Annotated in this window: 17 protein-coding genes; 13 read left to right on the forward strand and 4 right to left on the reverse strand. The window is 70.9% G+C overall.

Features of this window, described 5'->3' with window-relative positions:
• Genes MXD59_RS23175 through hypE form a run of 3 tightly spaced genes read left to right on the forward strand, consistent with a single transcriptional unit; the run spans position 1 to position 2,494 of the window.
• Positions 1-306: a HypC/HybG/HupF family hydrogenase formation chaperone gene (locus tag MXD59_RS23175; protein WP_163548216.1), complete on the forward strand. Its 306-nt coding sequence runs from the start codon at positions 1-3 to the stop codon at positions 304-306.
• Positions 303-1,409, forward strand: a complete 1,107-nt coding sequence (gene hypD, locus MXD59_RS23180) for a hydrogenase formation protein HypD (RefSeq protein WP_248812161.1) — start codon at positions 303-305, stop codon at positions 1,407-1,409. The genes MXD59_RS23175 and hypD overlap by 4 nt, the downstream gene beginning before the upstream one ends.
• On the forward strand, positions 1,406-2,494 hold the full coding sequence (gene hypE / locus MXD59_RS23185) for a hydrogenase expression/formation protein HypE (protein WP_248826716.1): 1,089 nt from the start codon (positions 1,406-1,408) through the stop codon (positions 2,492-2,494). The genes hypD and hypE overlap by 4 nt, the downstream gene beginning before the upstream one ends.
• A gap of 27 nt (positions 2,495-2,521) precedes the next feature.
• Here hypE and MXD59_RS23190 read toward each other — a convergent pair whose 3' ends face one another.
• A complete protein-coding gene (locus tag MXD59_RS23190; RefSeq protein WP_248826717.1) occupies positions 2,522-4,303 on the reverse strand; it encodes a serine/threonine-protein kinase in 1,782 nt (593 codons plus the stop codon).
• A 288-nt stretch (positions 4,304-4,591) separates the two neighbouring features.
• Here MXD59_RS23190 and recQ point away from each other — a divergent pair, with 288 nt between their 5' ends.
• The 5 genes from recQ to MXD59_RS23215 all read left to right on the forward strand — a co-directional run bounded on the left by recQ (position 4,592) and on the right by MXD59_RS23215 (position 11,847).
• A complete protein-coding gene (gene recQ, locus MXD59_RS23195) occupies positions 4,592-6,538 on the forward strand; it encodes a DNA helicase RecQ (protein ID WP_248826718.1) in 1,947 nt (648 codons plus the stop codon).
• Positions 6,539-6,606: 68 nt separating this feature from the next.
• Positions 6,607-7,683: a protein kinase family protein gene (locus tag MXD59_RS23200; protein ID WP_248826719.1), complete on the forward strand. Its 1,077-nt coding sequence runs from the start codon at positions 6,607-6,609 to the stop codon at positions 7,681-7,683.
• Positions 7,684-7,937: 254 nt separating this feature from the next.
• A complete protein-coding gene (locus tag MXD59_RS23205; RefSeq protein WP_248826720.1) occupies positions 7,938-8,807 on the forward strand; it encodes a HalD/BesD family halogenase in 870 nt (289 codons plus the stop codon).
• A 90-nt stretch (positions 8,808-8,897) separates the two neighbouring features.
• Positions 8,898-9,866 (forward strand): class I SAM-dependent methyltransferase, encoded by a 969-nt coding sequence (locus MXD59_RS23210; protein ID WP_248826721.1) that lies wholly within the window; start codon positions 8,898-8,900, stop codon positions 9,864-9,866.
• Between the two features lie 82 nt (positions 9,867-9,948).
• A complete protein-coding gene (locus MXD59_RS23215) occupies positions 9,949-11,847 on the forward strand; it encodes a choline/carnitine O-acyltransferase (protein WP_248826731.1) in 1,899 nt (632 codons plus the stop codon).
• Between the two features lie 105 nt (positions 11,848-11,952).
• On the opposite strand, the gene MXD59_RS23220 is transcribed toward MXD59_RS23215, so the two are convergent.
• Positions 11,953-12,594 carry a DUF2461 domain-containing protein gene (locus tag MXD59_RS23220; RefSeq protein WP_248826722.1) on the reverse strand — a complete coding sequence of 214 codons (642 nt, stop codon included), beginning with the start codon at positions 12,592-12,594 and terminating at the stop codon, positions 11,953-11,955.
• A gap of 612 nt (positions 12,595-13,206) precedes the next feature.
• On the opposite strand from MXD59_RS23220, the gene MXD59_RS23225 reads away from it, so the two are divergent.
• From MXD59_RS23225 to MXD59_RS23240, 4 genes are all read left to right on the forward strand, one after another.
• Positions 13,207-15,021 carry an ABC transporter ATP-binding protein/permease gene (locus MXD59_RS23225; protein WP_248826723.1) on the forward strand — a complete coding sequence of 605 codons (1,815 nt, stop codon included), beginning with the start codon at positions 13,207-13,209 and terminating at the stop codon, positions 15,019-15,021.
• Positions 15,022-15,346: 325 nt separating this feature from the next.
• Positions 15,347-17,809 (forward strand): MATE family efflux transporter, encoded by a 2,463-nt coding sequence (locus tag MXD59_RS23230; RefSeq protein ID WP_248826724.1) that lies wholly within the window; start codon positions 15,347-15,349, stop codon positions 17,807-17,809.
• Between the two features lie 154 nt (positions 17,810-17,963).
• The gene (locus MXD59_RS23235; protein ID WP_248826725.1) at positions 17,964-18,977 is read left to right on the forward strand and encodes a hypothetical protein; all 1,014 of its coding nucleotides are present in this window, start codon (positions 17,964-17,966) and stop codon (positions 18,975-18,977) included.
• The gene (locus MXD59_RS23240; RefSeq protein WP_248826726.1) at positions 18,974-19,963 is read left to right on the forward strand and encodes a glycoside hydrolase family 26 protein; all 990 of its coding nucleotides are present in this window, start codon (positions 18,974-18,976) and stop codon (positions 19,961-19,963) included. The genes MXD59_RS23235 and MXD59_RS23240 overlap by 4 nt, the downstream gene beginning before the upstream one ends.
• 82 nt (positions 19,964-20,045) lie before the next feature.
• On the opposite strand, the gene MXD59_RS23245 is transcribed toward MXD59_RS23240, so the two are convergent.
• Positions 20,046-20,582 carry a glutathione peroxidase gene (locus MXD59_RS23245; RefSeq protein WP_248826727.1) on the reverse strand — a complete coding sequence of 179 codons (537 nt, stop codon included), beginning with the start codon at positions 20,580-20,582 and terminating at the stop codon, positions 20,046-20,048.
• A gap of 252 nt (positions 20,583-20,834) precedes the next feature.
• On the opposite strand from MXD59_RS23245, the gene MXD59_RS23250 reads away from it, so the two are divergent.
• Complete coding sequence (locus MXD59_RS23250) at positions 20,835-21,026, forward strand: Trm112 family protein (protein WP_163548205.1); 192 nt, start codon at positions 20,835-20,837, stop codon at positions 21,024-21,026.
• A 154-nt stretch (positions 21,027-21,180) separates the two neighbouring features.
• On the opposite strand, the gene rpsA is transcribed toward MXD59_RS23250, so the two are convergent.
• Positions 21,181-22,662, reverse strand: a complete 1,482-nt coding sequence (gene rpsA, locus MXD59_RS23255; protein WP_283097366.1) for a 30S ribosomal protein S1 — start codon at positions 22,660-22,662, stop codon at positions 21,181-21,183.
• Between the last annotated feature and the right edge of the window lie 211 nt (positions 22,663-22,873).

A 22,873-nucleotide genomic window follows, 5' to 3' on the forward strand; every position in this document is an offset into this window, starting at 1 on the left:
ATGTGCCTGGGCATACCCGGCCGGATCACCGAGATCTGGGACGACCGCGGCACCCGTATGGCACTCGTCGACTTCGGCGGGGCCACCCGCACGGCGTGCCTCGCCTACCTGCCGGACGCGTCCATCGGCGAGTACACGATCGTCCACGCCGGTTTCGCGTTGACCGTCGTCGACGAGGCCGCCGCGCACCGCACCCTGGCGACCTTCCGCGAGCTGGGCCTGCTCGCCGAGGAACTCGGACCCGACCCGCTACCGGCCACCCCGCTCCAGAGCACCCCGCTGCCGGCCGAGGAGGGCGGCCGATGAGGTACCTCACCGAGTTCCACGATCCGCGGCTGGCCGCGACCCTGCTCGACACGATCGCCGCCACCGCCACCCGCCGCTGGACCCTGATGGAGGTGTGCGGCGGGCAGACCCATGCGATCATCCGCAACGGACTCGACCAGCTGCTCGCCGACCAGGTCGAGTTCATCCACGGGCCGGGCTGCCCGGTGTGCGTCACCCCGCTGGAGATGATCGACCGGGCGCTGGCGATCGCCGCCCGACCCGAGGTCATGCTCTGCTCGTTCGGGGACATGCTGCGGGTGCCCGGCAGCACCACCGACCTGTTCACGGTGCGGGCGCACGGTGGGGACGTCCGGGTCGTCTACTCGCCGTTGGACGCGGTCCGCCTCGCCGAGGCGCATCCCGACCGGCAGGTGGTCTTCTTCGCCGTCGGCTTCGAGACGACCGCGCCCGCGGCCGCGATGGCCGCGGTCACCGCGCGGCGCCGGGGCCTGACGAACTTCACGATGCTGGTCAGTCACGTGCTCGTCCCGCCGGCGATGCGGGCGGTACTCGCCTCGCCGGACAACCGGGTCGAGGCCTTCCTCGCCGCGGGCCACGTGTGCACCGTGATGGGCACCGCGCAGTACGAACCGATCGTCGCCGAGCATCGCGTCCCGATCGTCGTCACCGGCTTCGAACCGCTGGATCTGCTCGACGGTGTCCGCCACGCCATCACCGAACTCGAGGCCGGACGCATCACGCTCGTCAACGCCTACCCGCGGGCGGTGCGGCCCGAGGGCAACCCGTCGGCCCGCGCCATGCTCGAGGAGGTGTTCACCGTGTGCGACCGTCCCTGGCGGGGCATCGGGATGATCCCGGCCTCCGGCTGGCGGCTGTCCCCCGCCTGGTCGCAGCTGGACGCCGAGCTCCGCTTCGACATCGCGGACCTCACCGTCGCCGAGTCGGCCGACTGTCACAGCGGCGAGGTCCTCCAGGGCCGCCTGCGCCCACCGCAGTGCCCGTCGTTCGGGACGACCTGCACCCCGCGCCGTCCCCTCGGCGCGACCATGGTGTCCGCCGAAGGTGCCTGCGCGGCCTACTTCCAGCACCGCCGGCTGTCCGCCGTGGGCGGTGGACGGTGACCGCCCCCGTGCGCGCCGCCGACTGGAGCTGCCCCGCCCCGTTGCGCGAACACGCGCGGATCGTGCTGGGCCACGGCGGCGGCGGCATCCTGTCCGCCGAGCTCGTCGAACACCTCTTCCTCCCCGCCTTCGCCCCGCCAGGCCCCGACCCCGCCTCCCCCGGCACCGACGCCGCCGTCCTGGCGGACGCGGCGGTGCTGGCGGTCCCCGGCGGGCGGATCGCGTTCACCACCGACTCCTACGTCGTGCGGCCGCTGTTCTTCCCGGGCGGTTCGATCGGCGAGCTCGCCGTCCATGGCACCGTCAACGATCTGGCCTGTCGCGCGGCGATGCCGCTGGCGCTGTCGGCCGGGTTCATCCTCGAGGAAGGCCTCGAACTGGACCTGCTCGGACGGGTCGCGCAGGCGATGGGCCGGGCCGCGGCCACCGTCGGCGTCCCGATCGCCACCGGGGACACCAAGGTCGTCGAACGGGGCCTGGCCGACGGGCTCTACATCAACACCAGCGGCATCGGGGTGGTTCCCGCCGGGGTCGACGTCCGCCCGGACCGCGCGGCGCCCGGCGACCGGGTCCTGCTGTCCGGACCGATCGGCGAGCACGGGATCGCCGTGCTCAGCGTCCGCGAGAACCTCGAGTTCGGCGGGGACGTCCACTCCGACACCGCCCCGCTGCACGGCCTGGTCGCGGCCATGCTCACAGCCACCCGCACCGGCGTGCACACACTGCGCGATCCGACCCGTGGTGGACTCGCGACGAGCCTGTGCGAGATCGCCGCGGCGGCCCGGGTCGGGGTCGAGTTCACCGAATCCGCTGTCCCCGTGCCCCCCGTCGTCGCGGCGGCCTGCGGCTTTCTCGGCCTCGACCCGCTGCACATCGCCAACGAGGGACGCCTGGTCGCGTTCGTCGCCGAGGCCGACGCCGACGCCGTCCTGGCCGCCATGCGGGCCCATCCCCACGGCCGCGACGCCGTCGCGATCGGGACGGTCACCGCCGAGCATCCCGGTGTGGTCGTCGCCCGCACGGCCTTCGGCGGCACCCGGATCGTCGATCGCCCGCTCGGCGAGTCCCTCCCCCGCATCTGCTGACCTGTCTTGGCCCGCCCACCAGGCAGGTCAGGAGACAGCGGCGATCCTGGTGACGCAGCCGGCGGCCGCCAGGTAGACCTGGGCGTGACCGCCGGGGTCGAGGCGGACGGTCGGCGCGTCCGGGCTGGCGGTCACGACGTCGATGTCCTCACCGGAGGCGACATCGCGCAGCACGAGATCGCACGTGTCGCTGCCGTTGAAGTCGCGGACCTGGATCTCGACGGCCCCCGGCGCCTGGAAGGCGGTGCTGTCGCCGTTGTGCTGCACGGTGAAGGGCAGCGGCGCGTCCCCCGCGCCGTCGATCGCCTGGAGGACACAGCCAGGATCGGCCGGCGCGACGTCCAGCGCGAAGTCACCGACCAGGTGCATCTGGTAGCTCTCCTCCCCGTAGACCGCGTTGGTCGGCAGGGAGAGACCGGGCGGGTTGGCGGCGGTGTCGGACGCGGTGACCGTGCAGCCCACGTCGTCCCCGGACTGATGGTCGGAGATCATCAGTCGCCACGGCCCGGTCGCGGAGTAGGTGAAGGTCGACGATTCCCCCGACCCGTCCGATCCGTCCGATCCGTCACTGCCGCCCATCAGCACCACGACCGTGACGACCGCGGCCGCCACCAGCACGACGGCGCCCGCGCCCAGCGCGAACACCCGCCCGCGCCGCCTCGACCGAGCCGCCCGCCCGCCGCCGCCGCCGTTGCCGCTGCCGCTGCCCGTGTTCATCGTGGAACCGTCCGCGGGCCCGCCCGGTCCCCGCGTCGCGGTGCCGGAGAGATTCCACGGCGGGGTACCGCCGGACGCCCCGGTGCCCACCGGACCCATCGCCGCGGCGAACGGCGGCGGGCTGGCCGACGGGGCCGGTGTCACCACGGTCTCGGGAACCGTCCGAGCCGGCCCGGCGCCGCCAGCGCCACCAGACGCGTGGAGGCCACCGGCACCGGCGGCAGCACCCGTGCCTCCCGTGGTGATCGGGCGGGCCGGGCCGAGATGGTCGATCAGGGCGAGGCGCAGCTCGGCGGCGGTGGGGCGGTCGGTGGGCTCGCGGGACAGGGCCTGGCGGACGAGTTCGTGCAGCGCTTCGTCGATCCGCGAGTAGTCGACCCGCGGTTCCTCGTGCACGATCCGATAGGCGATCGCCTCGGCCGGGCCCTGCCCGTACGGTGGGCTTCCGGTGGCGGCGTAGCAGATCAGGCCGCCCCAGGCGAACACGTCCGCGGCCGCGTCGATCCCGCCGGTGACCAGCTGCTCGGGCGAGAGCCAGCCCGGCGTGCCGATCAACGTCCCGGTGACGGTGAGCTGACCGGCGTCGCGCACCGCCGCCACCCCGAAGTCGATCACGATCGGGCCGTGCGTCGTCCACATGACGTTGGACGGTTTGAGGTCACGGTGGATGAGACCCGGGCCGTGGATGGACACGAGCGCGTCGGCGAGACCCGCGGCGAGGCGACGCTGGTCGGCGGCGGCCAGCACGCCGTGGCGGGCGACCTGCTGTTCCAGGGTGGGAGCGGCGAGGAACTCGGTGGCGATCCACGGCGGGTCGGCGGTGATGTCGAAGTCGAGCAGGGTGGCGGTGTGACTGCCGCGGACCCGGAAACAGGCCTGCAGCTCCCGCTGGAACCGGACCCGGAAGTTGGGGTTGTCCGCCAGCTCCGACCGAATGATCTTGACGGCCACCTGGCCGAGTGGACCGTCACCCAGGTAGACCACGCCCATCCCGCCGCCACCGAGCCGGCCCAACAGGCGATGCGGCCCGACCTGCACCGGGTCGGACAGGCGTAGGGCGGCGACCGCGACCGGCGCCGGATCGGTGGACATCGCGTGATCCTCTCCTCAGCCCGGATACGAGCCACCCGGACGAATCACCTCAGCCCGAACGGAAGGCCCGCCGACGGACCACAGCGGCAAATCCTCTGGATCGTAACGAGGTACCGGTCGCTGTCCACCAGCGGCGACCGCCACCGTCGCCCACCACCCACCGCCCGTCGGACGTCCGACCTGCGACACCATCCGCTGTCCACAGGGCCCGCGGGGGCCGCGGGGGCACTGTCCACAGCCGGCGACCCACGGCGCTGGCCCCCGACGGGGCGACCGTAGGGTGAAGTCATGACCGTGCCTGTCGGCCCCGCGGAGCTTGCCCGTCCCACCGGCACGCGGCCGCCCGCGGCCGAGGCCGGGGCCGAAGAGGTGCTGCGGCGGATCTTCGGGTACGACGCGTTCCGCTCCGGCCAGCGCGAGATCATCGACCATGTCGTGGGCGGCGGCGACGCCCTGGTACTCATGCCGACCGGTGGTGGCAAGTCGCTGTGCTACCAGATTCCCGCCCTGGTCCGGTCGGGCACCGGCGTCGTCATCTCCCCGCTGATCGCCCTCATGCAGGACCAGGTCGACGCCCTGCGGGCCCTCGGCGTGCGAGCCGGTTTCCTCAACTCCACCCAGGACGTCGGCGAGCGCCGGGCGGTCGAGGGCGCGCTGCTCGCCGGCGAACTCGACCTCGTCTACCTGGCACCGGAGCGGCTGCGGGTCGAGGCGACGACCCGCCTGCTCGACCGGGCGTCGATCTCCCTGTTCGCCATCGACGAGGCGCACTGCGTGGCCCAGTGGGGGCACGACTTCCGGCCTGACTACCTCCAGGTCTCGATGCTGCACGAGCGCTGGCCCACGGTGCCGCGGATCGCGCTGACGGCGACGGCCACCCCGGAGACACACCGGGAGATCACCGCCCGCCTCGAGCTCGCCGACGCCCACCACCACGTCTCGAGCTTCGACCGGCCGAACATCCAGTACCGCATCGAGTCGAAGAAGGAGCCGAAGGCACAGCTGTTGGAGCTGCTGCGCACCGAGCACGCCGGTGACGCCGGCATCGTCTACTGCCTCTCGCGCGCCTCGGTGGAGCGCGTCGCCGAGTTCCTGGTCGCCCAGGGCATACCCGCGTTGCCGTACCACGCGGGCCTCGACGCCCGGGTCCGCGCCGCCAACCAGTCCCGTTTCCTGCGGGAGGACGGCATCGTGATGGTGGCGACCATCGCGTTCGGCATGGGCATCGACAAGCCGGACGTCCGTTTCGTCGCCCACCTCGACCTGCCCAAGTCCGTCGAGGGCTACTACCAGGAGACCGGCCGCGCCGGGCGGGACGGGCAGCCCTCCACCGCCTGGCTCGCCTACGGCCTGCAGGATGTCGTCCAGCAGCGGCGGCTCATCGACTCCTCACCCGGCGACGCGGCGCACCGTCGCCGGCTGTCCACCCATCTGGACGCGATGCTCGCGCTGTGCGAGACCGTCGAGTGTCGCCGGGTCGGCCTGCTCGCCTACTTCGGTCAGCACGGCACGCAGCCCTGCGGCAACTGCGACAGCTGCCTGCGCCCGCCCGAGTCGTTCGACGGCACGATCCCCGCCCAGAAGCTGCTGTCCACGGTCCTGCGCCTGGACCGGGAACGCAACCAGCGCTTCGGCGCGGGCCAGTCCATCGACATTCTGCTCGGCCGGCGCACCCCGAAGGTCGAACAGCATCGCCATGACGCCCTCAGCGTCTTCGGCATCGGCACGGACCTGCGCGAACTCGAATGGCGCGCCGTCGTGCGCCAACTGCTCGCCCAGGGCCTGCTGGCCGTGCAGGGCGAGCACGGCACCCTGGCGCTGACCGAGGCCAGCGCCGAGGTGCTGCGCGGTTCCCGTTCGGTCGCCCTGCGCCGCGAACCGGCCCGTCCCCTGCGTAGCAGCACGGGCGGCGCCCGCGGTGACGGCGGCGCCGAGGGCGGGGGCCGTACCCGCGCGGAGGGTGGCGGGCGGGCCCGGCGCGGCGCGGCGGCCCCGGTGGAGCTCTCGGCCGAGGCCGCGCCGGTGTTCGAGGCGCTGCGGGCGTGGCGAGCGGCGAGCGCCAAGGAGCAGAGCGTGCCGGCGTACGTCATCTTCCACGACGCCACACTGCGCGAGATCGCCAACCGCCGGCCGGTTGATCTGGCCACGCTGGCCGGCATCAGCGGGGTTGGCGAGAACAAACTGGCGAAATACGGCCAGCAGATTCTCGAGGCTCTGGCGGAATTCTCCGGATGACGGTAGGCCGATTCGGCTAGCCTTCTTGCGGTCAATACAATCCACCACTCCGGGAAGAGCGATCTCGAATGCCGGATCCGCGTCCCCGCACGTTCCCCGCCCACCTTCGCCCGCTGCGGGCAGAGCGCGACACCGCCCGGCCCGACACCGCCCCGCCCTCGCCGCCCGCCGAGAACGTCTTCCCCCGGGTCAGCGGGCCGCGGGGCCCGCGACTGAGTCTGTGCGGCGGTGATGACGGTGCCGCCCGGCGACGGTGGCGCGGCGGTGAGACCGTCCGGATGGCCGGCCGGGCCTGCATGCTCGAGGGGGACCCGGCCGAACGGCGCGGCGCCGACGACGCGTGGGTGCTGCGCGAGGGCACGGCCCGCGTCGTCGGCCCGAACCCGCGGCCGGTGTGGTTCCGCCATGTGCTGGTCCGGCAGCCCGGTGACCGTGGGCACGCCCTGCTCGCCACCGTCGACGGCCAGTTGCAGCTGCTCGCCGAGATCGGTGGCCGCGCCGGGTTGCCCAGCCTCGTCGCGGGCCAGCTCACCGCCGCCGAGGGGGTGCTGCTGTCGGCCCGGCCGGCTGGCCGCAGCTGGCGGGAGATGTTCGGCCCGCCGGCGCCGCGCCGGATGCCACCACCCGACCAGGCCCGGGCCATCGCGTTACTGCGGGTCGCCGCCGGCGTCGGTGACGTTCTCGCCGCCCTGCACGATTCGGGCTACAGCCACCGCGCGGTCACACCGGACGCGGTGCTGCTGCCCGGGGCCAGCCGGTCCCGTCCCTCGGTCGCGGCCAGGCCGGTGGTGCTGCGCGACCTGGGTCTCGCCGCGGTCGCCCGGCTCGCCGGCGAAGGCCCCGCCGAATACCGCGCGCCGGAGCAGGAACGCTATGGTCTGCCCGGCCCGCGCATCGGACCACGTACCGACGTGTTCCGTCTGGCGGCGATGGCCTACCACGGGCTGGCCGGGGTGGCGCCGGGCCGAGGCGGACTCCCCGCACCGCTGCGCGGCTGCCGGCTGCCGTTTCCGGTGGCCCAGACCCTCGACGAGGTACTCCTGCGCGCTCTCGACCTCGATCCGAACCGACGCCCCGCGCGTATCCGGGTCCTCGCGGATGCCTTCCGCCTCGGCGCCCATCATCTCACCCGTATGAGCCTCTGACCCGCGAAGAACCGCGCCCGCCGCACCGCTATGACCGGACCGCACCGGCTCCGACAAAGGCCCTGGCCACAGGTTTGACATAACACTTTGATGGTGGTCGCGCCATCGGTTCCCGACCACTCCCCACAGCACCGTGTGTCATCTCACACTGTCTTTCGTTACCGTGACCTCCGGGTCAGCATGGGGTAATTCCGGTTCCGATCACCTGTCACAGGTGATGCGCGAACCATCGAGCGGCGGTAAAGAGGTGATTCATGGGTGCCACCGACACCCGGACCATCAGCGACCTGGTCGATACGGCCAGCTATCCGATCAGCGAACCCACCAGCGCCCAGTGGTGGAACGTCGTATCACGGGCACGACACGACCTGGCTGCCAACGGCTGCAGCGTGCTACCGGGATTCATTGCGCCGACGGCCTTCGGTCACCTGGCCGAAGAATGTTCGTCCATAGCCGGGCTCGGCTACGATCACATCGAGGACGTCAACGCCTACAACATTCCGGTCGACGCGGCGCTCCCCGCGGACCATCCCGGCCGGCACATCATGCGGCGGGGCAACGCCTTCGTGGCCCGCGACCAGATACCGGCGGGATTCGACATCCACCGCCTGTACCGAAGCGCCGGGTTCCAGCATTTCGTGGCCGCCTGTTTTGGCCTGCCCGCCGTGCACGAACTGGCCGATCCGCTCGCCGGCCTGTGCCTGAACGTGATCTCACCGGGCCTGGAACACCCGTGGCACTTCGACACCAACGAGTTCGCGGTCAGCATTCTCACCCAGGCGGCCCAGACCGGCGGCACGTTCGAGTACTGCCCGAACATCCGCACCGCGCAGGCGGAGAACTTCGACGACGTGCGGGCGGTCCTGCGCGGCACCGATGACCGTCTCGTCCACCGGCTGGCGCTGCGTCCCGGCGACCTGCAGCTCTTCCTCGGCCGCTACTCGATGCACCGGGTCAGCCCCGTCCAGGGTGGCACCGCCCGGCACTGCGCGATCTTCGCCTACACCGAACGCGCCGGTGTGATCGGCAGCCGCGAGCGTACCCGGCAGCTGTTCGGCCGCTTCCTGCCCGAGCACGAGAGCGCCGACGCCGGTGCCGTCCGCGTCGACGCCCTGCTCGACTAGCCGCCGCACCCGCTCCGCCCGCCCCGCCATCGCCCCTGCCTGACCGTCGCCCGACAGCGCACCACAGATTGTTCGAGGAGAAGCGCCCGCGTGCATCACGACAACGTCAGCACCGCCGCCGGTTCCAACGACAGGATATTCGACGAAAAAGGCTTCGACGAAAGCGGTAAGGTCTCGCTCGACCACATCTACACCCAACCCGATCCACGCGCCTACTTCACCACCTTACGGCGCCTCGACTATGTTATTCCCGAGCTTGCCAAGCCCTTCTTCGGCCAGCTTGTCGACGAGCACGGAGACCGGCGGGGTCGGGCGCCGGTCATCCTCGACGTCGGCTGTTCCTACGGGGTGAACGCCGCGCTGCTGCGCTGCGACCTGACGATGGCGGACATGTACGCCCGGTACGCCGGTCTCCCCGCCGGCGGGGAGACCGGCCCCGCCTCGCTCGCGGCTCGGGACCGCGCGTTGACGGGCGCGCACCGCGGCCCGACCACCCCCCGTTTCATCGGGCTGGACAGCTCCCGCCCCGCCATCGCCTATGCGCTGGCGGCCGGGTTCCTCGATGACGCGGTCTGCGCCGATCTGGAGGACCGCGAACCGACCAGCCAGGAACAGGCGCTGCTCGCCGAGGTGGACCTGGTGGTGTCCACGGGTTGCATCGGCTATATCGGCGCCCCCACCATAGAGCGGATCGCCCGTGCCGCCGACGAACACCGACGGCCGGCGATGGCCCATTTCGTCCTGCGTATGTTCCCGTTCGACCCGATCGCCGATGCGCTGGGCGCCCTCGGCTACGAGACCGAACGTGTCGATGGTGTGTTCCCGCAGCGCAGGTTCGCCTCGGCCCGCGAACGCGAGCAGGTGCTGGACACCCTCGCCACGGTCGGCGTCGATCCGCGTGGTCTTGAGGCCGACGGCTGGCTGTACGCCGAGCTGCACATCTCCCGTCCCCGCGGCACCGCCTCGCTCGCTGCCAGCAGCACCTCCACCGCCACGGCCACCGGCGCCTCCCGCGCCCAGGCCCGCGGCACCCGCGGCGGCACCACGCTGACCGCGTGACCAGCCTGATCGCCCAGGTCAGGCCTGCTCCGGCGAGCCGGATCAGGTGATGGTCAGGCATCTCGACACATATCCGGCCACGATGGAACCGCCCGACTCCACGAACGATGCCCCATCGGACAAACCGAGGCCACGATTGAACGCCACGACCTTCGCCCACGATGACCAGCTGCCGCGGGTCCCGCTGCCCAGCCTCGCCGACAGCTGCGAACGGTTCCTCGCCTGGTCCGCGCCGCTGCTCACCGAGGCGGAACGAGCCGAGACCGCCGCCGCCGTCGCCGCGTTCCAGGCTCCGGACGGTCCCGGTCCGATCCTGCACGCGGCCCTCGAGCGCTACGACGCGACCGACGGTGTGCACAGCTGGCTGGACGACTTCTGGGACTCCCGCTACCTGGGCCGCCGCGACCGCATCGCGCTCAACGCCAACTACATCTTCCTGTTCGCCGGCACCCCCGCGAACGACTCCTCGTCGTTGGACGCCGATGGCCAGGCCCAGCTCGAACGCGCCGCCGGCCTGATCACCGCCGCGGTCGACTACAAGCTGCGGCTGGACGACGAGCGGATCGCCCCGGTCCTGCAACGCGGCACCCCGCTGTCGATGGCCCAGAACACGTTCCTGTTCTCCACCACCCGCATCCCGGGCGCCGTCCAGGACACCGTCCGGACCCCCTACAGCGCCGCATGGCCTGGCCCGTCGACCGCACGCCATATCGTGGTGTTCCACCGCGGCAACCCCGTGCGCATGGACGTCATCGGCCCCGACGGCAGCCCCTACGCCCTCGCCGATCTGGTCGCGGGCCTCGCCGCCGTGATCAAGCAGACCCCGCGCCGCGCCCCCGCGGACGGCGCCGTCGGCCACCTCACGACGAAGGCACGCGCCGCCTGGGCGGACAGCCGAGGCCGCCTGCTCGCGCTCGACCCGGCCAACCAGCAGGCTCTCGACACGATCGAGACAGCCCTGTTCTGCGTGTGCCTGGAAGACGAGAACCCCACCGACGACCTCGCCACCTGCGACCGGCTGCTGCACGGCGACGCGGCCAACCGCTGGTTCGACAAGGCCGTCTCCCTGATCGTCTTCCCGGACGGACGGGCTGGCATCAACGTCGAACACTGCGGCCTGGACGGCACCACCATTCTCAGCTTCGTGGACGATCTGCTCACCACCTCCCCCCAGGAGCATGCGGCGAGTTCAGGTGCGCGGGCGCAGGGGCTGCCCACGATCGACGCGGTCACGTTCGTCCTCGACGACGCGCTGCGCGCCGACATCGCCTCGGCGGACGAGTCGTTCGTCGCCTTCGCCGCCGCGACCGCCTCGATGACCCTGCGCATCGACGATTTCGGTCAGAACGAGGCCAAGCGCCTGCGGATGTCCCCCGACGCCTTCGTGCAGCTCGCCTACCAGCTCGCCCACGTGCGGGCCAAGGGCCATGTCGGCGCCACCTACGAGTCGATCGCGACCCGGGCCTGGCGCCGTGGACGCACCGAGGCGATGCGGGTCGTCACCCCCGAGGTCCTCGCGTTCGTCGCCGCGATGGGCGACCCCACCGCGACCGCGGACACCCGACGGGCCGCCTTCCGCACCGCCGCCCAGGCCCACGTCACACGGGCGAAGGACTGCCAGGCCGGCCGGGCTCCCGAGCAGCACCTGTGGGAACTGCAGTTCATCGCCCGCCGCCAGGGCGACGAACTCGGGGTCCACGAGCCGCTCGCCCTGTACGAGACGCCCGGCTGGGTGAAGACCCGTGACGACTTCCTGAGCACGAGCTCCGCACCGTCGGTCAACGTCGAGTTCTTTGGCTTCGGCTCGACGAGCAGCCAGTGCGTCGGCGCGGCGTACGTCCTGCTGCCCGAGACGTTCAATCTCTACCTGAGCACCCCCCGAACCGTCGCGGACGGCATGCACCGGTTCGCCACCGAGCTCCGTCAGGCCCTGCACGAGCTGCGGGACCTGCTCGCCTCGGAGGAACCGCCCGCGCGGTAGCGCGTCACCCGCGCAGACGGCGGGGACAGCACGCCGTTGTGGTCACGACGCGTCATCCCGCCCGGCCCGGCCCGGTCTCGGTGGCCAGGCCGGGCGGGCCATCGCTCAGCGCCGCGGCAGCCGGCTGGGCCCGACCTGTCGATCGAGCCATTCCCGCAGGACCCGCATCTCCCGCCAGGCGTCCGCGACCCGCACCGCGCACTCCGGCTCCGCCAGCCATGACGGTTCACCGAAATCCCGGGACACCGTCAGGGTGCGGTGACGCAACAGCGCGATCCGCGGATGGTCGGCATCGAACCCGCGTGGCCGGGTCCTGAGCTGGTCACCGGAAACCTCATAGCCGCCGGCACGCAACGCGGCGACCACCGCCACGAGCTTCGGACCACTCCCCTCGTCCGCGACGGCCACCCGCAGGCGTTGCACCTGGTCCGACGCGGTCTGCCAGTAGCCGGAGCCAACCATCAGCCCCCGGGCCGAGACCTGCACGTAGCCGCCACCGGTGATGTACGCCCCCATCGCCGTCTTGTACGGCGATTTGTCCTTCGCGAAGCGGACATCGCGATGCGGCCGGAACACGTGCGGCTCCCCGAACTCCGGCTCAAGCTCGGCCAACAGCGCGAGCATCGGCCCCCGCACGGCCTTCTCGTACGTATCACGATGATCAGACCAGTATGTCCTGCTGTTATCCGCTTCCAGCCCCTCGTAGAAGATCATCGCTTCGGTGGGGAACCCGGCGAACTCCGACATCGGACCTCCTGGCGAGACAACAGGGCCGTCGGCGAGCACCTTCGCCCGGATCGGCGGCGCAGGGCACGAACCACGGTGGCGCGCCAGCGGCATCGCAGGCCGTGTCCGTTTCATCCCGCTGCGCCGACGAGGCCGCAGGCTCCCGACCGACCACTTCTACCTCACCCGAACGGATCGGCGAAAACAGGTCCCCATCGCCCGCCGACCGACACGAACCGGACAGCACCCCGCGACCACGACCGCGACATCCGCCGGCCCCCGCAGGTCGCCACTCGGAAATACCAGGAGTGCGTCCGGACGGCCCACGACCAGAACAGCAGGAAACTTCGGACACCGGGAGAATCCCACCCGGGACTTGCCAACCAACCGGGCGCGCCTAGACTCGAAACCGCGCCAGCGTCGGCCGGCGTGCGCACCCGACCGGGCAAACACCTCACGACCGTCAGCGGAATTATCAGGAACAGTCAGGTACACCATTTCCTGCCGCACCCGAATGCTCATCCGAAACGCTCGGATGGCGAGGCTCTCGCACACCCGGCCGGCCCGATGTCGACACCCGGCACATCAGACCTGCCCAGGAATATTCGGCGACATTGACGGAGGATGCCCTCGATGCACACCGACGTCAACCTGTCACCCGGCGGGGGCGGGGCGCATGCTGGCATCGGCATGGTCTCCGACGTTCCCGCGCTACAGGCCATCGATGTTCGGATTCGCCGCGGCACTCGGCGGCGGGGCCGCGGCGGCCACGAGGTCATCCACGGCATGTCGTTCACGATCCCGAGCGGCCGTGTTGTCGGCGTGATCGGGCCGAGCGGCTCGGGTAAGACCACACTGCTACGAGCAATTGTCGGCGTGCAGTCCGCGGTATCGGGCGATCTGCGGGTCCTGGGATACACCTCCGGCGACGCATGCCTGCGCCGCCGTGTGGGTTATGCCACCCAGTCCGCTTCGGTGTACGGCGATCTGACCGTCCTGGAGAACCTGCGGTACTTCACCGAGATAATGCGGGCTGGAATTCCCGGCGATCCGGCCTGGTCTCCGGGTTATCTCGACGCGCTGCTGACCCAGGTCGGTCTCACCGAGCAGGCGAATCTCCTGGTGAACCAGCTTTCCGGTGGCCAGCGCTCCCGGGTGTCCCTGGCCGCGGCGATGATCGGCGGCACGGATGTGCTCGTGCTGGACGAGCCCACGGTCGGAGCCGATCCCCTGCTGCGCCGACGTCTGTGGTCCGATCTGCGGGAGCTGGCCCGCGACGGCATGACGATCTTCGTCAGTTCACACGTGATGGACGAGGCCGCCCGATGCGACCACCTCCTTCTGATCTACTCCGGTCGGCTCCTCGCCCAGGGAACTCCCTCGGAGCTGCTCGCCACGACGGACTGCAACGATCTCGAGGAGGGATTCGTCCGCCTGCTGGAACGCTCCGCCGCATCGGCCGGCCAGGCATCCCCGACCGCCCCGACCACGGCGGCCCCGACCATGACCGTGCCGACCACGACCGGGCCGACCACCCTGGCCAGTCCTGCCGGCCCGGCCGGCCCGCTCGGTGGCTCCCCGCCGGTCCCGCAGCCGGCGCCGACGGTTCCGCAGCCGGCGCCCTCGGACGGCGTCCCGGATGCCGCGGCCCCGACGCCAACCGCGGGTCCACATCCGTCCGGCGTCGCACCGTGCCCCGCTCGCCGCCCGGTGGATGCCCGACGCACCGGCGCCACGGCGGGACGCGTCCTGCGACAGCTCGGGCGAGACCGGCGCACCCTGGCGCTCGTTCTGCTGCTGCCACCGGTGCTGCTGCTCACGCTGCGCCTGCTCTTCCACCACTCGCCCGCCACGTTCGGGCGGGTCGGACCGGCGCTGCTGGGCATCTTTCCGCTGATGACGATGTTCTTCGTCACGTCGGTGGCGATGTTGCGTGAGCGCACGTCCGGCACGCTCGAGCGCCTGATGACGACCCCGGTCGGTCGCAGCGACCTGCTGGTCGGCTACGGGTTGGCGTTCGCCGTCCCAGCCGCGACCCAGGCCGCGCTCGCCACCGCGCTCACCGTCGGCCCGCTGGGCCTTGACGTTCGCGGATCGGCGTCGATGCTGTTCGTGGCGGCGATCCTGAGTTCGTTTCTGGGCACGTCCCTCGGGCTCTGGATGAGCGCGTTCGCCCGCACCGAGTTCGAGGCCGTCCAGTTCATCCCCGCCGTGCTCATCCCCCAGTTCATGCTGTGCGGAGTGCTGGTGCCTCGGCACACCATGCTGCCCACCCTCGACACACTGAGTGCACTGATGCCGATGACCTATGTCGTCGACTCCATGGCGCAGCTGAGTCGTTCCCGTGCCGTGGACGGCCGACTCGCGCTGGACCTCGGCATCGTGATCTGCTGCACGCTCGCCGCGCTTGGCCTGGCCGCTGTCACACTGCGTCGCCAACACCCCTGAGCGCGCCGCGAATCCGGGCGAGCGGATATCCACCGTCACCACATCGTTCGTTCCCGTAGCCGATCGCACCATGGCAGTACAGCCCTGCCCGGATGGTCGGCGCGTATCCGGCTACCATCTCCCTGGTGGCTGTCGAGTTCGGCCATGCGCGACTGTGCGCCTGCGTCACCACCAATCAGCACGGACAGCGGTCAACACGGAAAGTGGTCGGCACCGATGCAGGCAGAGCGCCACCAGCGGGTGGCGCCATCGGCAGTCCTTGACGCCAGGCGTGGCGGACGAGCCCACCCACACACTCAGGCGCGGAGAGGATGGTCGTCGGTGGATGGATGAGTCCGGTCACGGATTCCCCGCCGATGACAGTCGTCCCGACCCGCCAGCCGGTTCGCCCGCTGGCGTCGGCGCCGGGCCGGCCAGCGGTGGAGATCCGCCCCCGTCCGCCGATCCGCTCCTCGCCACGACCGCGGAACTCGCGCAGCTGCGACGCAAACTCGGGATGCCGGACATCGCCGAGGTCCGGCGGGCCGAACGTGAACGCCGCCGCGGCATGAACCGGGCGGCTCCGGCGGACGCGGCGGACGCCGCGACCCGGCGCCCCACCGGCGACACCATTGATCATCAGCCTGGGCACGGCTACGGCCACGGCCGGCAGTTCGGTCACGAACCCACCCGGGAGCATGGCCGTGGTCGGGAGCCTTCGTACCCACGCGAACCCGAACGCGGGCCGGAGCCCGCGTTCTCGGGCCCGCGGATACCGGGCGGGCGGACGGGCGAGCCGGCGGGTCGCGTCCACCTGCCGGGGAGTTCTCCCGGCGAGCAGCGGGCTGACGGCGCACGTGACGACACCGGCACGGGGGCTGGTACCGCCGGCGGCGCCGGGACACGGGCGGGCACGGACGGACCGGGACCGCGGGCGGGCACGGATCGCCGGATGCCCACGCAGGCCCAGCAGCGCCCAGCCGTGGTCGAACCTGTCCGGCGGGTGGAGACCTACGACCCGGAGAAGACACAGCTCCTGCGTGGCCTGCACGGCCGACGGGTGCCGGGTGTCGACAGTTTCCGGGTGCGGCATGCGCCGTCCGCCGAGGGGCTCATCCCGATGTCCGGCACGTTGACGGGAGAGTTCTTCCTGGGGTCGCTCACCCGGCCCGAACGCTCCGCGAGCCCCGCTGAGGGTGACGGTCATGGCCTGCGTGACCAGCGCCAGCGCGGTCCGGCTCAGCGCGGTCAGAGCCAACGTGGCCAGGGGCGCCGTGGGGGCGCGACGACGGCCGGCTCGCACGCCCGGCGCACCACACGCGTCGAGCCGGTCGACTACGGTCTCGACGACCTCTCGGTGGACGTCGAGACCGGGTCGAAGCATCGCGCGGAGCGCACGACCAAGGGCTCGTCGCGGTCCCGGGCGATCTGGACCCTGGTCGACCAGGTGCTCTCCAGCGGGACCAACGCCGGCATGTCGTTCGTGATCGCCCACAGCGTCTCTCAGTCCGAGTTCGGCGCGTTCGCCATCGCGTTCGCGATCTTCTCACTGATGATCGGCTTCTCGAAGGCCGCGGGCACGTCGCCGTTGGGCATCCGGTTCGCGGGCGCCTCACCCGCGGTGTTCCGTGGCGCCGCGGCGGCCGGGACGGGCACGGCGTTCGCCGTCGGGTTGTTCTCCGGTGTCGTCACGCTGTTCGCGGGGCTGTCGATCGGCGGGTCGGTCGGTGCGTCTCTGGTCGCGATGGGGCTCGTCTTCCCGGCGCTGTTGCTGCAGGACGCCTGGCGACAGGTGTTCTTCGCCGAGGGACGGCCGGCGGCGGCCGCCGCCAACGACGCGGTGTGGGCGGTCGTCCAGTTCGGGGCGATCTTCGCCCTGATCGTCCAGGATGTGTCGACGTCCTGGGCGATGCTCGCGGCGTGGGGCGGGGCCGCGGGGGTGGCGGCTCTGCTCGGTCTGTACCAGGCGGGCTTCAACCCGGCGACCAGGCAGGTGAAGTCATGGCTGGTCGAGCACCGCGACATCAACGGCTACATGTGCGCCGAATATCTCACCGTCCAGGGCGCGCAGCAGGCCTCGACACTGCTGCTGGGCACTCTGGGGGCGATCGACCTCGTGGGTGCGCTGCGCGGTGTGCAGACCCTGCTCGGGCCCACCACGATCCTCGCGGTCGGGATCGTGAGCTGGGCGATCCCGGAGTTCTCCCGGCGCAAGGACATGTCGGCGCCGGCCCGCATCCGGGCGGCGTACGCGCTCTCCGGCGTCATCGTCGCCGTGGGTGTGATCTGGGGAACCGTTTTTCTGCTCCTGCCGGCGAGCGTCGGTCACTCCCTGCTGGGCCCCACCTGGGACCAGACCCACCACCTGCTCGCGCTGTCGATCATCCAGCAGGCCGGCCCCGCGGCCACGGTGGGTCCGGCGTGCATGCTCTACGCTCTTGGCAAGGCGAAACTGACCTTCCGCGCCAATGCCATCCTCGCCCCGCAACTCCTGGTCTACCCCGTGATCGGGCTGCACTTCGGCGGGGCCACCGGCGCGGTAGTCGGCTATATCGCCGCTTTCTGGATCACCGTTCCCTTCTGGTACCTCCTGGTCGCGAGCGCTGCCCGGGAAGCTGACCGGGATGCGGCGCGGGACGCCGCACCGCAGGCCGACGGCGCCACGAACACCAGCAGTGCCACGACGACCGGCAGCACCACGACGACCGGCGCTGTCACGACGGCCGGCGCTGTCACGACGGCCGATGCCGAACGGACGACCGCCACGGCGGCGGACGACACGACGACCGAGACGGATGCCGCTCCATGACCCGAACTGCCTTCGTCGCCGACCGGCGGCCGCGGGGGATCCCCCGTGGCGCCACCAGGCAGACCGGGGCGAACCAGCACCTGGGTAGGATTTCGACCGGCGCCGAGACCGTTCCAGTACATGAAGCCTGGCCAGGTCCGGGTGGGGGGTTGCGATGAATCTGCGTGTCCTGTACCGATCGGTTGGCTCGGAGAACAAGAAGAACCGGCCGGAGTACTACAGCAAGCAGCTCGCGCTCGAGTCCCTTCTGCGCGCGGCCGCGCAGGTGAAGGTTCCGATGTCGATCCACTTCGTCAACGACGGAACCATCCCGGCCGACCGGCTGTCGCTGATGGCCGAGGCCGGGGAGATCGTCCCGGTCAGCTGCGGCAGCAACCGAGCCTCCTACCGCCATGTGCTGCGCATGCCTCGGCTGCGCCGCTGGGCCGAGGATGATCTCGTCTGGTTCGCCGAGGACGACTACCTCTACACCGAGCAGGCCCTGTCCGCCCTGGTCTCGGCCGCCCAGGCCCGTCCGGACATCGACTACTTCACGCTGTACAGCACGTTGCGTTTCAGCGCCGCCTCCACCCGTCGGCGGCCCGCGATGGAGCAGAGCTCCAACGACCAGCTCGGCCTACCCCGCTTCGACGGTGTGCCGTGGAACCGGGCCGCGTCCACCACCAGCACGTTCGGTGTGCGGATCGGGGCCCTGCTGGCGGACGAACGGCTGCTGCGGGCCATCCCGTTCGTCGGTGGCGCCTTCGACCGGGCGACCTGCCTGGCGTTGCAGGGTTACCAGCCGTTCCAGCTGGCGGATCTCGGTGGCGAGCCGCCCGCGGTGGAGCCGCCCACGGCCGCCCGGCGGGCCGCCCGGCGCGCGGCCCTCACCGGTGTTCGGCTCACGCTCAACGCGGTGGCGCTGACCCGCCCGGAGCGGCGCTGGCGAACGATGCTGGTGCCCGAGCCGTCGCTGGCCACGCATCTGGAGCTGGGCGACGCGTTGGCCGCTGGCCGTGACTGGGCGGCCGAGGCGGCGAGCGTGACAGCGTGGTCGCGGGCCCGCACCGCGGTCAGCACCATCGGCGGGGGTGGCGGATCGGGGTCGCCCGCGCCCGAGGTCGCCGCGTCCGGCGGTGGCTTCGGTGGGTCGCCGGGAGCAGGGTCGCGGAAGCCATCGGTGGCATGAGCCGACGCCGCCTGGCGCTCACGGTGATCGCGGTGCTCATGCTGGTCGCCACGGGGCTCGGTGCGTGTTCGTCCTCGTCGTCCTCACCCACACCCGGGCCGCGGACCACCGGGGTGCGCTGGGTGTCGGGAGCCAACGGCAACTATCCGAGCGAGGTCAACGCCTGGGGGACGTTCGCCGGGCGCCAGAGCGGCCTGGCCATCGTGTTCACCGACCGGCGGAGCTGGAGCGGCCTGGTCTCCGCCGGCTGGCCGACGTCCGCGTTCACCCGCGCGGCGTTCCCGGGTGAACTCTCGATCGCCCAACCGCTGTACCCGCAGGACGGCAACGAGGCGGCCTGCGCCCGCGGCGAGTACGACCGGTACTGGAGCCAGTTCGGCACCACGTTGACGACGTACGGCCGCGCCGACGCCTACGTGCGTCTGGGCTGGGAGTTCAACGGCGGCTACATGTACTGGCATGTGCGCGATGTCGAGGCGTGGAAGACCTGCTTCCGCCGGACCGTGACCGCGATCCGTTCCACCGACCCGGCTGTGCGGATCGACTGGAACATGAACGCCCACAACGACACCCTGCCCGTGGGCAAGGAGGACGTGTGGGCGGCCTACCCCGGTGACCAGTACGTCGACATCGTCAGCATCGACGCCTACGACCACTACCCGGCCTCGCTGACCCAGGCGACCTGGAACAAGCAGTGTCACCTGCGGTCCGGGCTGTGCACGGTGATCCAGTTCGCCCGGGATCACGGCAAGAAGTTCGCGGTGCCCGAGTGGGGCGTGGTTCGCAGCGCCGGTGGCGGCGGGGACAACCCGTTCTACGTCAGCCGGATGTACGAGACGTTCGCCGCGAACGCCCAGAACCTGGCGTACGAGGCCTACTACCGGACCGCCGAGGACGGCAACGTCAAGTCCTCGCTGACCGGCCCGGACCTCAATCCCAGGGCTTCCCAGCGCTACCTGCAGCTGTTCGGCCCCAGTACCAGCTGAACACCCGGTACCAGCTGAGCGCGTGCGACCGCCCCGGAGTGCCCCGGGGCGGTCGCACGGGCGGCGCCCGTGCTCAGGCTGCTCAGACGAGGCTGGCGTCGAGGTCCTTGCGGATCTCCTCGGGGGTCACCGTCGGCTCGTAGCGGCGCACGACGTTGCCCTCGCCGTCGACGAGGAACTTGGTGAAGTTCCACTTGATCTCGTCGGTGCCGATGGCCTCCGGCCGGCTCTTCTTCACGTGCTCGTAGAGGAAGCCGGACTCGGGCCCGAATTCACCCGGCGCCTGCGCGCGCAGGTACTGGTAGAGCGGGGCGCTCTCCGGGCCGTTGACGTCGATCTTGCCGAACACCGGGAAGGTGACGTCGAAGGTCGTCGAGCAGAAGCTCTGGATCTCCTCGTTGGTGCCCGGCTCCTGCCCACCGAACTGGTTGCAGGGGAAGCCGAGGACCTCGAGCCCCCGGCCGTGAAGATCGCGGTAGAGCGCCTCGAGCCCCTCGTACTGCGGGGTCAGGCCGCACTTGCTGGCGACGTTGACGATCAGTAGCGTCTGGCCGGCGAACTCGCCGAGCGACCGGGATCCGCCGTCGGCGGCTTCGACGGTGAAGTCATGAACAGTCACGATCAACCTGGCTCTCGATCGGTGCGATCAGGAAGGTCCCGGCCGTTCGTCCGACCGCGGACCATCCTCGACGCTACTCCCCCGAGCCCTTTATGTCACCATATCGGTATCGTAATTCGCCTGCCCTGGTCGAGTGGGCATCGAGGGCCGGTGGGTGGCGACGGGCGATGGGCCTCGACGGCCGCGACCGCCGGTCTGGGATGCTTGCGGACGCACCCGGATACCGAACGAACAGGAAGAAGCCGCGCCGCGATGAGCATCGATCCCGAGCTGTTGAAGATCCTGGCCTGCCCGGTGGACAAGGGGCCACTGGAACTGGTGGACGACACCCTGGTCAACCCTCGCCTCGGCCACCGCTACGAGGTACGCGCCGGCGTGCCGATCCTGCTGCGCCCGGACCACGTCGACGCCGCGGAGGCCCGCGCCGGGCGCGCCGTGCGCTGAGCTGAGCCGTCCCGGCGCCACACCGCCGCCAGAGGCGGCGTCGCTCCCCCGGACACGAAGCGAGGGCCCGAGGAAGACGTTCTCCTCGGGCCCTCGCTCGTCGCTCTACCGTGCTGCCGGCGTCACCGCCGGGTCAGCCGCGGCCAGGTAGGACCTACTCCCCCCGGCCGAACTGCTCCCGCAGGCGGCGCAGCGCCTCCTCGTCGATGGCCGAAGGGGCCTGATCCGACGACGGAGAGGAAGTGTAGGAGGACGGTGCCGCGGCTGCGGCGTCGGCCTCCTGAGCGGCCCGGATCTGGGCCTGGTGCGCCTCGAAGCGGGTCTGGGCCTCGGCGTACTGCCGCTCCCATTCCGCCTGCTGCTCCTCGAAGCCCGGCAGCCATTCGCCGGTCTCCGGGTCGAAGCCCTCGGGGTACACGTAGTTGCCCTGCTCGTCGTACTTGGCTTCCATGCCGTACTGGCTCGGGTCGAACGCGTCGCCGTCGACGGCGAGCCCCGCCACCTCGTTCGCCTGCTTGAGCGACAGGCTGATCCGCCGCCGGTCGAGATCAATGTCGATGACCTTGACGAGAATCTCGTCACCGACGTTGACGACCTGCTCGGGGATCTCCACATGCCGCTCGGCGAGCTCGGAGATGTGCACCAGACCCTCGATGCCCTCGTCCACGCGGACGAACGCACCGAAGGGCACCAGCTTGGTGACCCGACCCGGCACGACCTGACCGATGGCGTGGGTGCGGGCGAACTGGCGCCACGGGTCCTCCTGCGTCGCCTTCAGCGACAGGGAGACCCGCTCGCGGTCGAGGTCGACGTCGAGAACCTCGACGGTGACCTCCTGGCCGACCTCGACCACCTCGGAGGGGTGGTCGATGTGCTTCCAGGACAGCTCCGAGACGTGCACCAGACCATCGACGCCACCCAGGTCCACGAAGGCACCGAAGTTGACGATGGAGCTGACGACGCCCTTGCGGATCTGGCCCTTGGCAAGCTGGGCGAGGAACTCGGAGCGGACCTCGCTCTGGGTCTGCTCCAGCCAGGCACGACGTGAGAGCACGACGTTGTTGCGGTTCTTGTCCAGCTCGATGATCTTGGCTTCGAGCTCACGGCCCACGTAGGGCTGCAGGTCGCGGACGCGGCGCATCTCGACGAGAGAAGCCGGCAGGAAGCCGCGCAGGCCGATGTCGAGGATGAGACCACCCTTGACGACCTCGATGACGGTGCCGGTGACGACCCCGTCCTCGTCCTTGAGCTTCTCGATCGTGCCCCAGGCGCGCTCGTACTGCGCACGCTTCTTGGACAGGATCAGGCGGCCCTCTTTGTCCTCCTTCTGGAGGACGAGGGCCTCGACGTGGTCGCCAACACTCACGACCTCATGCGGGTCGACATCATGCTTGATCGACAGCTCGCGTGACGGGATCACGCCCTCGGTCTTGTAGCCGATGTCAAGCAGCACCTCGTCCCGGTCGACCTTGACGATGATGCCGTCAACGATGTCGCCATCGTTGAAGAACTTGATCGTCTTGTCGACGGCCGCGAGGAAGTCTTCGGCCGAGCCGATGTCGTTGACCGCTACCTGGGGCGTGCTGTGCGGGGTGGTCACGGTCTCCACGGGTCGTACGTCGGTGGTGCTCGTCAAGGGGTCGGCTCCGGCTTGGGGTGGTCGTCCGCGCGAGGGCCGGATCGAACCGCCGGGACCGAGGGACAGATACAACGCTGGAAACGAAGAAACTGTCAGGACCGATAACGACGCTCGAGTGGATCCGCTCGGTCTGAGACCCACGGACCCTCGTGCACAGACCCGAGTCTAGGGACGCCGGTCCGCAGAGGTCAACGGGAGTCCGCGTCAG

Source organism: Frankia umida, assembly GCF_023242945.1.
Taxonomy (GTDB): Bacteria; Actinomycetota; Actinomycetes; order Frankiales; family Frankiaceae; genus Frankia; species Frankia umida.

Excerpts from the sequence above, each read along its gene's own strand:
- MXD59_RS23220 (WP_248826722.1), bottom strand. The coding sequence starts at position 12,594 with ATGTCGGAGTTCGCCGGGTTCCCCACCGAAGCGATGATCTTCTACGAG.
- recQ (WP_248826718.1), top strand. The coding sequence starts at position 4,592 with ATGACCGTGCCTGTCGGCCCCGCGGAGCTTGCCCGTCCCACCGGCACG.
- hypD (WP_248812161.1), top strand. The coding sequence starts at position 303 with ATGAGGTACCTCACCGAGTTCCACGATCCGCGGCTGGCCGCGACCCTG.
- MXD59_RS23215 (WP_248826731.1), top strand. The coding sequence starts at position 9,949 with ATGGAACCGCCCGACTCCACGAACGATGCCCCATCGGACAAACCGAGG.
- MXD59_RS23235 (WP_248826725.1), top strand. The coding sequence starts at position 17,964 with ATGAATCTGCGTGTCCTGTACCGATCGGTTGGCTCGGAGAACAAGAAG.
- MXD59_RS23240 (WP_248826726.1), top strand. The coding sequence starts at position 18,974 with ATGAGCCGACGCCGCCTGGCGCTCACGGTGATCGCGGTGCTCATGCTG.
- MXD59_RS23190 (WP_248826717.1), bottom strand. The coding sequence starts at position 4,303 with ATGTCCACCGATCCGGCGCCGGTCGCGGTCGCCGCCCTACGCCTGTCC.
- MXD59_RS23250 (WP_163548205.1), top strand. The coding sequence starts at position 20,835 with ATGAGCATCGATCCCGAGCTGTTGAAGATCCTGGCCTGCCCGGTGGAC.
- MXD59_RS23175 (WP_163548216.1), top strand. The coding sequence starts at position 1 with ATGTGCCTGGGCATACCCGGCCGGATCACCGAGATCTGGGACGACCGC.
- MXD59_RS23205 (WP_248826720.1), top strand. The coding sequence starts at position 7,938 with ATGGGTGCCACCGACACCCGGACCATCAGCGACCTGGTCGATACGGCC.
- MXD59_RS23200 (WP_248826719.1), top strand. The coding sequence starts at position 6,607 with ATGCCGGATCCGCGTCCCCGCACGTTCCCCGCCCACCTTCGCCCGCTG.
- MXD59_RS23230 (WP_248826724.1), top strand. The coding sequence starts at position 15,347 with ATGGATGAGTCCGGTCACGGATTCCCCGCCGATGACAGTCGTCCCGAC.
- MXD59_RS23225 (WP_248826723.1), top strand. The coding sequence starts at position 13,207 with ATGCACACCGACGTCAACCTGTCACCCGGCGGGGGCGGGGCGCATGCT.